Below are 13,461 nucleotides of genomic sequence, written 5' to 3' on the forward strand. Positions count from 1 at the left end.
TTTAATATATAAAAATAATTAATAATTATGTAAATCAATAGATTGAAATTTTTTATCTATATTTTTTTCATAGCTATTTATATTTTTTTTATTTATTAGACCTTTTTCAATTTCTCGTAATGCTAAAATAGTTGTTTTATCATTTTTTTCAGGTAATAAAGGAATTTTTCCTCTAATTTGAATTTGTCTTGCTCTTTTAGATGCTATTATAACTAAATCAAATCTATTACCTATTTTTTGAACAGCTTTTTCTACTGTAACTCTAGCCATAATTAATATTCCATTTTTTATAAAAAATTACTAAATTTAATTATTAATTTTATTTAAATAATAATAATATATATATTAATTATTATATCATATTTTTTAAATATAAAATTTTAAAAAAATAATATTTAAAATCAAATATGTTTTTTATTTTAAAGGAAATTATTATATGAATTTAAATAGTATTCCTGCAGGAAAAAATATTCCTAATGATATTAATGTTATTATTGAAATATCTTCAAATTCTAGTCCAATAAAATATGAAATTAATAAAAAATATGGAACATTATTTGTAGATCGTTTTATTAATATACCTATTTTTTATCCATGTAATTATGGATATATAAATAATACATTATCATTAGATAATGATGCACTAGATGTTTTAGTTATAACTAAATATCCAATTATACCAGGATCTGTAATAAGATGTCGTCCTATAGGTTTATTAAATATGATAGATGAATCTGGAGATGATAAAAAAATAATTGCAGTACCCCACGAAAAAATTTCTCAAGAATATATATTAATTAAAGAGATAAAAGATTTATCTATTTTTTTACAAAAACAAATTATATATTTTTTTAAACATTATAAAGATTTAGAAAATAAAAAATGGTGTAAAGTTAATGATTGGGGAGATATTTTTCAAGCAAAAAATGAGATTTTAATTTCTATTAAAAGATTTCAACAAAAAAATAATAATAATTAATATTTTAATAAATTTATATTATTTGTTATTAAAGTAATTATTTTTTTTAATAATTTTATAAAATAAAAAAATAAGATTTAATATATTTTTATAAAAAATTTTGATTATTATATAATATATATTATGAATTTTATTAAGGTAAAAAAATGTCTAAAATAAAAAAAGTAATAGGTAGGGAAATAATTGATTCTAGAGGTTATCCTACTATTGAAGCGGAAGTACATTTAAATAATGATATAATTGGTACTGCTTCTGTTCCTTCTGGAGCGTCAACAGGATCTAAAGAAGCAATAGAATTGCGTGATGGAAATAAAAAAAGATTTTTAGGAAAAGGAGTTTTAAAACCTATTAAAATAATTAATACTATTTTAAATAAATATTTATATAATCAAAATGCATTAAATCAATCAAATATTGATGAAATTATGATTAATTTAGATAATACTGAAAATAAATCAAATTTTGGTGCTAATACTATTTTAGCTGTTTCTTTAGCAAATGCTAGAGCATCAGCGTTATTTTATAAAATACCATTATTTCAATATATTAGTAATATTAATAATACAGAAAAAAAATTTTTTATGCCATTACCAATGATTAATATTATTAATGGTGGTAAACATGCTAATAATAATTTAGATATACAAGAATTTATGATTCAACCTATTAGTGCAAAAAATATAAAAGAATCTATACGTTATGGTGCAGAAATATTTCATCATTTATCTTTTGTACTTAAAAAAAATAAATTAATTACTTCAGTTGGAGATGAAGGAGGATATGCTCCAAATTTAACTAATAATAGTGAAGCATTTGATATGATATCACAAGCTGTTTACAATGCTGGATTTATTCTTGGAAAAGATATTACTTTTGCTATTGATTGTGCAGCTTCAGAATTATTCTATAATAAAAGATATCACTTAAAAAGTGAAAATATAAATCTTTCTTCGAAAGAATTTACGAATTTTTTATCTAATTTAAGTAAAAAATATCCTATTACTTCTATAGAAGATGGATTAGATGAATCTGATTGGGATGGATTTATATATCAAACAAAAGTACTAGGTAATAAAATTCAATTAGTAGGAGATGATTTATTTGTTACTAATCAAAAATATTTAAAAAAAGGTATTAAAAAAAAAGTTGCTAATGCTATTTTAATAAAATTAAATCAAATTGGTTCTCTTACAGAAACATTATCTACTATTAAATTAGCTAAAAAAGCAGGATACAAAATTATTATTTCACATAGATCTGGAGAAACAGAAGATACATTTATTTCAGATTTAGCTGTAGGTACAAATGCTGATCAAATTAAAACTGGTTCTATGAGCCGTTCTGATAGAATTGCAAAATATAATCAGTTAATTAGAATTGAAGAAAAATTATAAATAATTTTATAAACTATGTTGTGTATATATCCAACATAGTAATCAATATTATTTAAATAAATTTTTTATTTAAAATGAAAATATATACAGAAAAAGAAATAGTTTTTTGGTTAAAAAAACAAAGTTTATTTGCTAAAAATTTATTAATAATTTCTCATTTACTTAATTTTATTAATATATGTGTATTCATCATACAAAATTGGATATTATCTAAACAAATACAAACTTTCTTTTTAAAAGAAGATAATAAAAAAATTATTTATTATAATATAATAATATTTATATGTTTGATAATAAAAATATTAATAACAATTTTAATAAGTAAAATAAATTTTTATTATAGTCAAAAAATAAAAATTTCTATTAGAAAAAAAATTTTAAGTAAATTAACATCACAATATTATGAAAAATTAAAAAATCAAACATCAGGATCTGATCTATCATTAATTATAGATCAAGTAGAAAATTTAAAAAATTATTATAATCAATATATACCTCAAATTTTTACTATAAAAATAGTATCTTTAGTAATTTTAATTAATATATTTTTTATCAGCTGGTTTTTAGATATAGTAATAGTTACTATTAGTATAATAATTATTTTTTTTATAATATTAATAGGTAAACAAGCTACAAAAAAAAATAAAAAAAATTTTAAAATATTATCTATCTTAAATGGACTTTTTTTTGATAGATTAAAAGGTATAGAAACTATTAGATTATTTAATTTTTATAAAATAGAAATTAAAAAAATTTCTTTATATATTGAACAATATAGAAAAAAAAATATTGAGATATTAAAAATAATTTTTTTAACTTCAGCTATTTTAGAATTTTTTTCTTCTATTTCTTTAGCTTTTATTATTATGTATTTTTGTTTTACATATTTACATGTAATAAATTTTGGTTTTTATAATAAAAATATTAAAATATTACATAGTTTTTTTATATTAATGCTAATTTCTGAATATTTTCAAAATTTTAATAATTTAGGATTACTTTATCATATTAAATCAAGAGCAATTGGTGCTGCTAATAATATAATAATATTATTAAATAATAAAAAATATATTAATTTAAAAAATAAAAAAAAAAATTTCCAAAAAACAAAAAAATTAGAAATAAGAGCTAAAAATTTAGTAATTAAAAATAAAGATGGACATATTTTAGTAGGACCTATATCTTTTAAAATTTTTTCTGGACAAAATATAGTTATTATTGGACCTAATGGATGTGGAAAAACAACATTATTTAATGTTTTTTTAGGTCTTTTACCATATGATGGATCATTTAAAATTAATAATATTGAATTTAATAATATAAATTTATATAGTTGGTATAAACAAATATCATTTGTTAGACAAAATCCTAAATTATCTGCTATAACAATTCGAAAAAATTTATTTTTTAGTAAAAAAATAAATATAAAAAAAATAAAAAATATTATTAAAGAAATTGGTATAACAAATTTTTTGGAAAAATTACCGAATGGAATAAATACTTCTTTATATAAAGAAAGAATATATTTATCAGTAGGTCAAATACAAAGAATAGCTATTGCTAGAGCATTAATTAAAAATCATTTATTATTATTATTAGATGAACCAATATCTAATATTGATATTCAAAGTCAATATGATATTATAAAATCAATAAAGAAAAATATTTCACCATTTAAAGTTAGCATAACAATTACACATAAAATATATAAAATAAATTATTATAATGAAATTTGGTATATGAATAATGGTAAAATTATAAAAAAACATATTTTAAAAAAAAATCAATAAATTTTTATTAAAAAAAAGAGTTTTAAAATGTTTCATTTATTTTATTTCTTAAAAAACTATCAAAAACATGTTAAAAAAATTTTTTTAGGAATTTTTTTATCTATAATAAATAATTTTATGAATTTGTTTTTATCTATAATATCTGGATATTTATTAACTTCTACGTTTTTATTAAGTATGCAAAATAATAATATTTATTATAATTATATAATACCTACAACTATTATTAGATTAATTTCAATAATTAAAATTATTACTAAATATTTTGAAAAAATCATTCAACATAATAATACTTTACATTTTTTAAAAAATTTAAGAATTTTAATTCTAAATAAAATTTTTCCTTTATATCCATCTAAATTAATTTCATTTCATAATATTGAAATATTAAATATATTAATTTCTGATATTGAAATATTAGATTTTTTATATTTACAAATAATTACTCCTTTTTTAATAATAAGTATTATAACTTTGATAGTTTTATTATATTTAAGTTTATTTAATATAATTTTTTTTTTAATCTTATTCATTAATATATTAATATTAATTATATTTTATTTTTTTTATTTTTATCAAAAGGGTAAAATAATAGGAAAAAAAAATATAAGTATAAAAAAAAAATATTATAACTTAATAAATAATTTTTTATCATTTTATACTGAATATAAAATATTTGAAGGTATAAAATATATATCTAATAAAATTAATATATTAGAATTAAATTTAGAAAAAATACAATTAATAAAAAACAATTACAATATTAATTCTCAATTATTAATAAGTATTATTACTGATATTAATATATTAATAATATTAATATATAATCATATTTATTTTTATGATATTAAATTACAACATAAAATTATATTATTTCTATTATTTCTAATAACTTTTTCAAAAATATTATTTCCTCTAAATAATATTTTTCAAAATATTCATGAAATTTTTTTTTCAGCCAAGAAAATTTTTAATATTATCAAACAAAAACCAATTATTACTTTTATAAATCAAAATAAGAATTATATTAATTCTTCTCTGAAATTAGATATAAATAATTTATTTTTTTATTATAATAAAAAATATCCATATATACTAAAAAATATATCTTTACATATAAAAAAAAAACAAAAAATAGCTATTACTGGATATAATGGTTGTGGAAAATCTACATTATTTATGTTATTAACTCGAGCATGGGATCCTATTAAAGGAAGTATTTATTTAAATAAATATAATTTAAAAAAATGGGATTTATTAACATTAAGAAAAAATATAAGTGTTTTACCCCAACAAATATATTTATTTAGTGATACACTAAAAAATAATATTTTATTAAATAATCAAAATAATTTAAATATTAATGATAAAGATTTAATAAAAATTTTAAAATTAGTAGGTTTAGAAAAATTATTAAATAACAAAAAAAATTTAAATCAATGGATGGGTGAAGGTGGTAGAATCCTTTCAGGAGGAGAATTAAAAAAATTAGGAATAGTAAGAATTATATTACATAATGGAAATTTAATTTTATTAGATGAACTTACAGAAGGATTAGATCCAATTTCTTCTATTAAAATTATTAAATTAATTTTATCAATTTTTCAAAAAAAAATAATTATATTTATTACACATAATATTCATATTATGAAAAAAATGGATTGTATTTATTTTATGAATAATGGTTTTTTAGTTGAAAAAGGTAAATATGATGATTTAATGAATAAAAAAGGATATTATTGGCATTATATAAAAAATAATATAATATTATGATTATAATATTTTATTAATATAAGGAATAATAATGTCAAAAGAAGAGAATATAGAAATGCAAGGAATAGTATTAAATACATTACCTAATACTATTTTTCATGTAAAATTAGAAAATGGACATATAATAACAGCTCATATTTCAGGAAAAATGAGAAAAAATTATATTCGTATATTAACAGGAGATAAAGTTACTGTTGAATTAACACCATATGATTTAAATAAAGGTAGAATTATTTTCCGTAGTCGTTAATAATTTTTGATTTAATATTAATGAATATATTTTAAAAGTATTATTACATTACAAATATAATAAATATTATTAATTACTTTATAAACTAGTAATTATTTTTTATTTAAAAATTTTTGTGCATCTAATGCAGCCATACATCCTGTTGCTGCTGATGTGATTGCTTGTCTATAAATATTATCCATAACATCACCAGCAGCAAAAACTCCAGGTATATTTGTTTCTGTAAAATTTGAATTACATGATTTATTTTTATTAGTGATAATATAACCGTTTTTATCTAATTCTAATATTTTTTTAAATAAAAAACTATTAGGAATAGAACCAATTAATATAAATATACCATATACCGGTATTATTTTAATATTTTTAGTATTTAAAGAATAAATTTTTATTCCTTTTACTCCAACATTATTTCCTAATATTTCTTTTACAATATAAGGAGTATGTAATATTATTTTTTTATTTTTTATAAATAATTTTAATTTTTGAAGTAATATTTTTTCTGCAGTAAATTTTTTTTTTCTATGAATCAAATGTACTTGAGAAGTAATTTTAGATAAATATAATGCTTCTTCTATAGCTGAATTACCTCCACCCACAATTGCAACTACTTTATTACGATAAAAAAATCCATCACAAATAGCACAAGTAGAAATACCTTTTCCTATAAATTTTTTTTCAGAATCTAAACCTAAAAATTTTGGATATGACCCGGTAGCAATAATCATACTACTACAAATATATGTAAATAAATTACCTTCTACAATAAAGGGTGGTTTTTTTAAATTAATAACTTTTATTATTGTATCATTAATAATATTAGTATTAAAATATAAAGCATGATTATATAATTGATCCATTAATTTTTGTCCAGTTATTTTTGGATAATTTCCTGGCCAATTTTCAATATTAAATGTTTGTGTTAATTGCCCTCCAATATTATTTCCTGTAATAATAATAGGATTTAAATTAGCTCTTGCAGTATATATTGCTGATGTATAACCAGCAGGACCAGATCCTAAAATAAGAATTTTTGTTTTTTTATAATTTTTCATATAAATTTATTATTTTCATATTTAAAATATTAATATAAAATATATTATATTAATATCAAATATTTTAAAAAATTAAAATATATATAAATATATATATTATATAATATATATATTATTTAATATAGGAAACTATTATGTTAGATACACATTTATTACGTAATAATATTAATTATGTATATAAGATGTTGAAAAAAAGAAATTTTTATTTAGATATTAATCTAATAAATCAATTAGAAAAAAAACGTAAAAATATTCAAATTAAATTAGAAAAATTACAAATTAAAAAAAACCAAATATCTAAAAATTTATCAAAAAATATTGAAAATATATCTAAATATAAAAAAATAGTAATAGAGATTAATAATCAAATTTCAAAAAATAAAATTTTATTAAATAATATAAAAAAAGATATATATAATATATATAATTTAATACCTAATTTACCATTAGATGGTGTGCCTATTGGAAAAGATTCAAAAGAAAATAAAGAAATCAAAAAATGGGGGAAAATAGTTAAATATAATTTTCCTATACTTGATCATATAGAAATAGGTTACTTACATAAAGGTATTGATTTAGAATCAGGTGTAAACTTGAGCGGATCAAAATTTTTTGTATTAAAAGGAACAATAGCATATTTATATAGAATACTTATTCAATTTATGTTAAATATTCATATTAATAATCATAATTATAAAGAAATTTATGTTCCTTATGTAGTAAAAAAAAAAACTTTATATGGTACTGGACAATTACCTAAATTTAGTAAAGATCTTTTTCATATAAAAAATTTTAAAAATTCTAATGTATGTGATTATTTTTTAATCCCTACTGCAGAAGTACCATTAACAAATCTAGTATATAATAAAATTATTGAAGAAAAAGAATTACCAATCAAAATGGTAGCTCATAGTCCTTGTTTTCGATCAGAAGTTGGTTCATATGGTAAATATAATAAAGGATTAATACGTACACATCAATTTGATAAGGTAGAATTAGTACAATTAGTCAAACCTAAATTTTCTATTAAAACTTTAGAACAAATTACTGATCATGCAGAAAAAATATTACAATTATTAAAATTACCATATAGAAAAATGTTATTATGTACAGGTGATATGAGTTTTGCAGCGAGTAAAACTTATGATTTAGAAGTATGGTTTCCTTCAAAAAATAAATATTATGAAATTTCTTCTTGTTCTAATATGTGGGATTTTCAATCAAGAAGAATAAAAGCCAGATATAGAAGAATTAAAGATGGAAAAATTAAATTTATACATACTTTAAATGGTTCTGGGTTAGCAGTTGGTAGGACATTAGCTGCTATTATGGAAAATTATCAACTTAAAAATGGAAGTATTAAAATACCAAGAATTTTACGGCCATATATGCAAGGTTTAAAATATATAAAATAAGAAAATTTTATAAATATTCATATTAAAATTTTTGTTCAAATAAATTTTGTATAGAATTATATAAATGAATAGTTTTAAATAAACGAGTAGGTACTACAAAAATAGTATCATCACCTGCAATTGTTCCCAATATACCTTCTGCTTTTCCTAAAGAATCTAATAACCTGGCTATTAATTGAGCTGCTCCAGGACTAGTATGAATAATAATTAAAATATCATTATAATCAATATCTAATACTAAATTTTTTAATGGGCTGGTTGTATTTGGTACTCCTAATTCTAAAGGTAAACAATATACCATTTCCATTTTAGTATTTCTAATTCTTACAGCTCCAAATTTTGTTAACATCCTAGATACTTTTGATTGATTAATTTTATGAAATCCTTCTGCTTGTAAAGCACGTACAATTTCTGTTTGAGTACTAAATTTTTCTTGTTTTATTAAATTTTTAAATAATTTAATTAAATTAGCTTCTTTTTTTTTTGCAGAAATTATATTATTCATAAAGTCACCACAACAAAATAAAAGAAAATATGTTTTATTTAAAATAAATTTTATTTTAAATACTGTTAACTATATAACATAGTATTAAAATAAAAAAGACTAATTGCATTTATAATACAACTATACTATCATATTTTAATAAAAATTTATATTTTTTTATTAAAAAATTAGAAATAAATAAATTATATAATCTTATTAATTAATTATATTTTGGATATATATAAATGAGTATTTTATTGAAAAAAAAAATGAATCGTCAATGGTATCTTATAAATGCAAAAAATAAAATTTTGGGTAGATTATCTAGTATAATTGCCTATTATTTAATGGGAAAACATAAAATTACATATTTACCTCATATTGATATGGGTGATTATATCATAGTTGTTAATGCTGATAAAATTAAAATAACAGGAAATAAAAGAAAAAATAAATTTTATTATAGTCATAGTGGTTATTCTGGAGGATTAAAAAAAATTTCATTTGAAAAACTAATTATAAAAAATCCTTGTAAAATAATTCAACATTCAGTAAAAGGTATGCTACCTAAAAATAAAATAGGAATGTTAATGTTAAATAGATTAAAAATTTATACAGGTATAACACATAAACATATAGAACAAAAACAAAATATTTTAAATATTTAATTATATTATTCAGGATATAAATTTATGAAAAAAAATAATTATGATTATAATGCAACAGGAAGAAGAAAAAGCTCTTCTTCAAGAGTATTTATAAAAAAAGGTAATGGGAATATATCTATTAATAAAAAAAATATAGATATTTTTTTTTCAAGAAAAATATATTGTAGTATGATAACAAAACCTTTAGAATTAATAAAAATGAATAATAAGTTAGATTTATATATTACTGTAAAAGGTGGTGGTACTTCTGGACAAGCAGGTGCCATTAGACATGGAATTACAAGAGTTTTAATAAAATATGATAATCTTTTTAGAAAAGATTTAAAAAAAGCAGGTTTTATAACACGTGATGATCGTAAAGTAGAACGTAAAAAAGTAGGTCTTAAAAAAGCTAGACGTAGTCCACAATTTTCTAAACGTTAAAATAAAAATTTATTAATTAATTTTATTAATTAAATAAAATTTAATTTTAATTGTTTTAAACAATTGAAATAATTGTAATTATTTTAATATTTTTATAAATATTTTTAGAGAAAAAAATGGATAAATTTATAATAAAAGGTCCAGTCCAACTAAAAGGAGAAGTTAATATTTCTGGATCTAAAAATTCTGCCTTACCAATTTTATTTGCATCTCTCTTAATTGAAGAATTAATAGAAATCAAAAATATTCCTAAATTAAAAGATATTGATATAACAATAAAATTGTTTTTAAACTTAGGAGTAAAAATTAAATATGGAAAATCATTAATTATTAATGCAAATAATTTATATACTAATTTTAATTTACCTAAAAATTTAATACAATCTATTAGAGCTTCTATTTGGTTAATAAGTCCTCTTTTAGTACGCCTAAAAAAAATAAATATATCCCTACCAGGAGGTTGTTCTATTGGAATGAGACCTATTGATTTACATATTAAAAATTTACAAAAATTAGGTGCTAATATTTGTATTAAAAATAATTGCATTATTGCATCTATAAAAAAAAAATTTCAAGGTGCTCATATTATAATGGAAAAAAAAAGTGTAGGAGCTACTATTAGTATAATTTTAGCAGCAATTTATGCTAGAGGTATTACTATTATCGAAAGTGCAGCAAAAGAACCAGAAATAAAAGATTTAATTAATTTTTTAAATACTATGGGTGCTAATATTCAAGGAGCAGGTACAAATAAAATAATTATTAAAGGTGTTTTAAAATTAAAAGGAGGTATTTATTCCATAATGGATGATAGAATAGAAACAGGAACTTTTTTAATAGCTGCAGCTATATCTAAAGGTAATATATTATGTAAAAATACTAATCCTAAAAATTTAAGAATAATTTTAAAAAAATTAAAATCTTCAGGAGCAGAAATTAAAACAGGAAAAAATTGGTGTAGCATTAATATGCATAATAAAAGACCAAAAGCTGTTAATATTATAACAGGTTCATATCCTAATTTTCCTACAGATATGCAACCTCAATTTACTTTATTAAATTGTATTTCTTTAGGTAAGAGTATAGTAAAAGAAACTATTTTTGAAAATCGTTTTTTATATATACATGAATTAATTAAAATGGGAGCAAAAATTTTTATAAAAAATAATGAAGTATTTTGTAATGGTGTTAGATCACTTTATAGTGCAAAGATTAAAGCTACAGATTTAAGAGCATCAATTAGTTTAGTTTTAGCAGGATGTATTGCAAAAGGAACTACTATTATTGATAATATAAATTATATTGATCGTGGATATGAAACTATAGAAAAAAAATTAATTTCCTTAGGTGCAAAAATTAAAAGATTAAAAAATAAAAATTAATAATTTAATATTATTAATTTTTATTTTTTAATATATTTTATAAGGATAATAATTAATGTATGCTGTTTTTGATAGTTGTGGAAAACAATATAAAATTATTCAAGGTCAAACTATTAAATTAGAAAAAATTATAGGAAAAATTGGAGATAAAATTGAATTTAAAAATATTCTAATGATATATGATAAAAATCAATTTAATATAGGAAAACCTATTATTCCAGGAGCAAAAATAATAGCACAAATAATTTTACATGGTAAAAATAAAAAAATTAAAATAATCAAATTTCGTCGGAGAAAACATTATCGAAAAACAAAAGGACATCGTCAATTATTTACTAGTATTAAAATTCTTAAAATTAAATATTCAATATAGGATAATATTTTATGGCACATAAAAAAGCTGGAGGATCTTCTAGAAATGGTAGAGATTCACATTCGAAAAGACTAGGTATAAAATGTTTTGGAGGAGAAAAAGTTAAACCAGGATATATTCTTATAAGACAAAGAGGTAATAAATTTCATGCAGGAGATAATGTAGGATGTGGTAAAGATCATACTTTGTTTTCAAAAATTAATGGGATTGTTAAATTTACTAAAAAAGGAATTAAAAAAAAAAAATATATTAATATTATAATTATATAAACTTTATATTAATTTTTAATTCTAATAAAATATTAAACAATTTTTTTAATTTATAAAATATATATTTTTTATAACGTGGAGTTATAATGAAATTTTTTGATGAAGTAATTATAGATATTAAAGCTGGTAAAGGAGGAAATGGATGTATTAGTTTTCATCGTGCAAAATTTATTCCTAAAGGAGGTCCTGATGGAGGTAATGGAGGTAAAGGAGGAAATATATATTTTATATCTAATAATAATATTAATAATTTAAATTATTTTCATAATAGAAATACTTATATATCTGAAAATGGATTTAAAGGACAAAATAGTCAGTGTACAGGAAAAAATGGGAAAGATTTAATAATTCAAGTACCAATAGGTACCAAAATTATTGATATGAAAAAAAAAATAGTTCTTGTATTTTTAAAGAAAAATAAACAAATTTTTTTAGCAGCAAAAGGAGGAAATGGAGGATTAGGAAATATCAATTTTAAATCTTCTATAAATAGAACTCCATATAAAAGAACTAAAGGTTATCTAGGACAAAAAAAAAAAATTAAACTAGAATTTATTTTAAAAGCAGATATAAGTGTATTAGGATTACCTAATTCAGGAAAATCAACATTTATAAAAAAAATATCTTCTGCTAATACTAAAATTGGTAATTATTTTTTCACCACCACAAAACCAATTTTGGGTGTTATTAAAAATAAATTAAGTGATTCTTATATTTCAATATTAGATGTACCTAGTATTATAAAGAAATCTTCAATTGGAAAAGGATTAGGATTAAATTTTATTAAACATTTTAAATATTGCAAATTATTATTACATTTTATAGATGTATCAAGTATTGATGAGAAAAATAATATATCTACTATTATAGATATAATTAATTTTGAAATTATAAAATTTAATAAAAAACTTCTTTTAAAAGAACAATGGCTTATTTTTAATAAAATTGATTTATTAAATAATAAAAATAAATTAATATATTATATTGATAAAACTTTAATAAAATATAAATTTATAAAAAAATTTTATTTAATTTCATCCATAAGAAATATTGGAATAAAAAAATTATATATAGATATTTTAAAATATTTTTATAAATAAAAAAATTATAGTATAAAATACTTCGTTAAAATACTTATTTAAAATATTTAGATAATTTTATTATAAAATTATATTAAATTAAATTTTATTTAATTTGGATTTAAAA

At 18.6% G+C, this 13,461-nt stretch carries 15 protein-coding genes; 12 read left to right on the forward strand and 3 right to left on the reverse strand.

What is annotated here, in order from left to right; all coding sequences use genetic code 11:
* Positions 1 to 18: 18 nt before the first annotated feature.
* Positions 19 to 270, reverse strand: a complete 252-nt coding sequence (gene rpoZ / locus GJU02_RS02160) for a DNA-directed RNA polymerase subunit omega (RefSeq protein WP_168919437.1) — start codon at positions 268 to 270, stop codon at positions 19 to 21.
* A gap of 166 nt (positions 271 to 436) precedes the next feature.
* Here rpoZ and ppa point away from each other — a divergent pair, with 166 nt between their 5' ends.
* From ppa to infA, 5 genes are all read left to right on the forward strand, one after another.
* Positions 437 to 979: an inorganic diphosphatase gene (gene ppa, locus GJU02_RS02165; RefSeq protein WP_168919438.1), complete on the forward strand. Its 543-nt coding sequence runs from the start codon at positions 437 to 439 to the stop codon at positions 977 to 979.
* A gap of 146 nt (positions 980 to 1,125) precedes the next feature.
* The gene (eno, locus tag GJU02_RS02170; protein WP_168919439.1) at positions 1,126 to 2,373 is read left to right on the forward strand and encodes a phosphopyruvate hydratase; all 1,248 of its coding nucleotides are present in this window, start codon (positions 1,126 to 1,128) and stop codon (positions 2,371 to 2,373) included.
* A gap of 74 nt (positions 2,374 to 2,447) precedes the next feature.
* The gene (locus GJU02_RS02175; RefSeq protein ID WP_168919440.1) at positions 2,448 to 4,163 is read left to right on the forward strand and encodes an ATP-binding cassette domain-containing protein; all 1,716 of its coding nucleotides are present in this window, start codon (positions 2,448 to 2,450) and stop codon (positions 4,161 to 4,163) included.
* Between the two features lie 27 nt (positions 4,164 to 4,190).
* Positions 4,191 to 5,936: an ATP-binding cassette domain-containing protein gene (locus GJU02_RS02180; protein WP_168919441.1), complete on the forward strand. Its 1,746-nt coding sequence runs from the start codon at positions 4,191 to 4,193 to the stop codon at positions 5,934 to 5,936.
* Positions 5,937 to 5,967: 31 nt separating this feature from the next.
* Entirely contained in the window at positions 5,968 to 6,186 is a 219-nt protein-coding gene (gene infA / locus GJU02_RS02185; RefSeq protein ID WP_168919442.1) for a translation initiation factor IF-1, read from the forward strand.
* A 92-nt stretch (positions 6,187 to 6,278) separates the two neighbouring features.
* Here infA and trxB read toward each other — a convergent pair whose 3' ends face one another.
* Positions 6,279 to 7,241, reverse strand: coding sequence for a thioredoxin-disulfide reductase (gene trxB / locus GJU02_RS02190; protein WP_168919443.1), 963 nt, complete (start codon positions 7,239 to 7,241; stop codon positions 6,279 to 6,281).
* 134 nt (positions 7,242 to 7,375) lie between these two features.
* Between trxB and serS the strand changes: the two genes are divergently transcribed.
* Complete coding sequence (gene serS, locus GJU02_RS02195) at positions 7,376 to 8,656, forward strand: serine--tRNA ligase (RefSeq protein WP_168919444.1); 1,281 nt, start codon at positions 7,376 to 7,378, stop codon at positions 8,654 to 8,656.
* Positions 8,657 to 8,678: 22 nt separating this feature from the next.
* On the opposite strand, the gene argR is transcribed toward serS, so the two are convergent.
* Positions 8,679 to 9,161, reverse strand: coding sequence for a transcriptional regulator ArgR (gene argR / locus GJU02_RS02200; RefSeq protein ID WP_425482341.1), 483 nt, complete (start codon positions 9,159 to 9,161; stop codon positions 8,679 to 8,681).
* A 224-nt stretch (positions 9,162 to 9,385) separates the two neighbouring features.
* On the opposite strand from argR, the gene rplM reads away from it, so the two are divergent.
* From rplM to cgtA, 6 genes are all read left to right on the forward strand, one after another.
* Positions 9,386 to 9,808 carry a 50S ribosomal protein L13 gene (gene rplM / locus GJU02_RS02205; RefSeq protein ID WP_168919445.1) on the forward strand — a complete coding sequence of 141 codons (423 nt, stop codon included), beginning with the start codon at positions 9,386 to 9,388 and terminating at the stop codon, positions 9,806 to 9,808.
* Positions 9,809 to 9,832: 24 nt separating this feature from the next.
* Positions 9,833 to 10,231, forward strand: a complete 399-nt coding sequence (gene rpsI / locus GJU02_RS02210) for a 30S ribosomal protein S9 (protein ID WP_168919446.1) — start codon at positions 9,833 to 9,835, stop codon at positions 10,229 to 10,231.
* Positions 10,232 to 10,347: 116 nt separating this feature from the next.
* Entirely contained in the window at positions 10,348 to 11,613 is a 1,266-nt protein-coding gene (gene murA / locus GJU02_RS02215) for a UDP-N-acetylglucosamine 1-carboxyvinyltransferase (RefSeq protein WP_168919447.1), read from the forward strand.
* A 55-nt stretch (positions 11,614 to 11,668) separates the two neighbouring features.
* Positions 11,669 to 11,986, forward strand: a complete 318-nt coding sequence (gene rplU, locus GJU02_RS02220) for a 50S ribosomal protein L21 (RefSeq protein ID WP_168919448.1) — start codon at positions 11,669 to 11,671, stop codon at positions 11,984 to 11,986.
* A gap of 11 nt (positions 11,987 to 11,997) precedes the next feature.
* Positions 11,998 to 12,255, forward strand: a complete 258-nt coding sequence (rpmA, locus tag GJU02_RS02225) for a 50S ribosomal protein L27 (RefSeq protein ID WP_168919449.1) — start codon at positions 11,998 to 12,000, stop codon at positions 12,253 to 12,255.
* An 86-nt stretch (positions 12,256 to 12,341) separates the two neighbouring features.
* Positions 12,342 to 13,355, forward strand: coding sequence for an Obg family GTPase CgtA (cgtA, locus tag GJU02_RS02230; RefSeq protein ID WP_168919450.1), 1,014 nt, complete (start codon positions 12,342 to 12,344; stop codon positions 13,353 to 13,355).
* The last annotated feature ends 106 nt before the right edge of the window (positions 13,356 to 13,461 follow it).

Origin of the sequence: Enterobacteriaceae endosymbiont of Donacia thalassina (assembly GCF_012568245.1) — a bacterium.
GTDB lineage: Bacteria > Pseudomonadota > Gammaproteobacteria > Enterobacterales > Enterobacteriaceae.

Bases quoted from the DNA above. Each gene is read 5' to 3' on its own strand.
- rpsI (WP_168919446.1), top strand. From the start codon at position 9,833: ATGAAAAAAAATAATTATGATTATAATGCAACAGGAAGAAGAAAAAGC.
- eno (WP_168919439.1), top strand. From the start codon at position 1,126: ATGTCTAAAATAAAAAAAGTAATAGGTAGGGAAATAATTGATTCTAGA.
- murA (WP_168919447.1), top strand. From the start codon at position 10,348: ATGGATAAATTTATAATAAAAGGTCCAGTCCAACTAAAAGGAGAAGTT.
- cgtA (WP_168919450.1), top strand. From the start codon at position 12,342: ATGAAATTTTTTGATGAAGTAATTATAGATATTAAAGCTGGTAAAGGA.
- ppa (WP_168919438.1), top strand. From the start codon at position 437: ATGAATTTAAATAGTATTCCTGCAGGAAAAAATATTCCTAATGATATT.
- serS (WP_168919444.1), top strand. From the start codon at position 7,376: ATGTTAGATACACATTTATTACGTAATAATATTAATTATGTATATAAG.
- GJU02_RS02180 (WP_168919441.1), top strand. From the start codon at position 4,191: ATGTTTCATTTATTTTATTTCTTAAAAAACTATCAAAAACATGTTAAA.
- trxB (WP_168919443.1), bottom strand. From the start codon at position 7,241: ATGAAAAATTATAAAAAAACAAAAATTCTTATTTTAGGATCTGGTCCT.
- infA (WP_168919442.1), top strand. From the start codon at position 5,968: ATGTCAAAAGAAGAGAATATAGAAATGCAAGGAATAGTATTAAATACA.
- GJU02_RS02175 (WP_168919440.1), top strand. From the start codon at position 2,448: ATGAAAATATATACAGAAAAAGAAATAGTTTTTTGGTTAAAAAAACAA.
- rplM (WP_168919445.1), top strand. From the start codon at position 9,386: ATGAGTATTTTATTGAAAAAAAAAATGAATCGTCAATGGTATCTTATA.
- argR (WP_425482341.1), bottom strand. From the start codon at position 9,161: ATGAATAATATAATTTCTGCAAAAAAAAAAGAAGCTAATTTAATTAAA.
- rpmA (WP_168919449.1), top strand. From the start codon at position 11,998: ATGGCACATAAAAAAGCTGGAGGATCTTCTAGAAATGGTAGAGATTCA.
- rpoZ (WP_168919437.1), bottom strand. From the start codon at position 270: ATGGCTAGAGTTACAGTAGAAAAAGCTGTTCAAAAAATAGGTAATAGA.
- rplU (WP_168919448.1), top strand. From the start codon at position 11,669: ATGTATGCTGTTTTTGATAGTTGTGGAAAACAATATAAAATTATTCAA.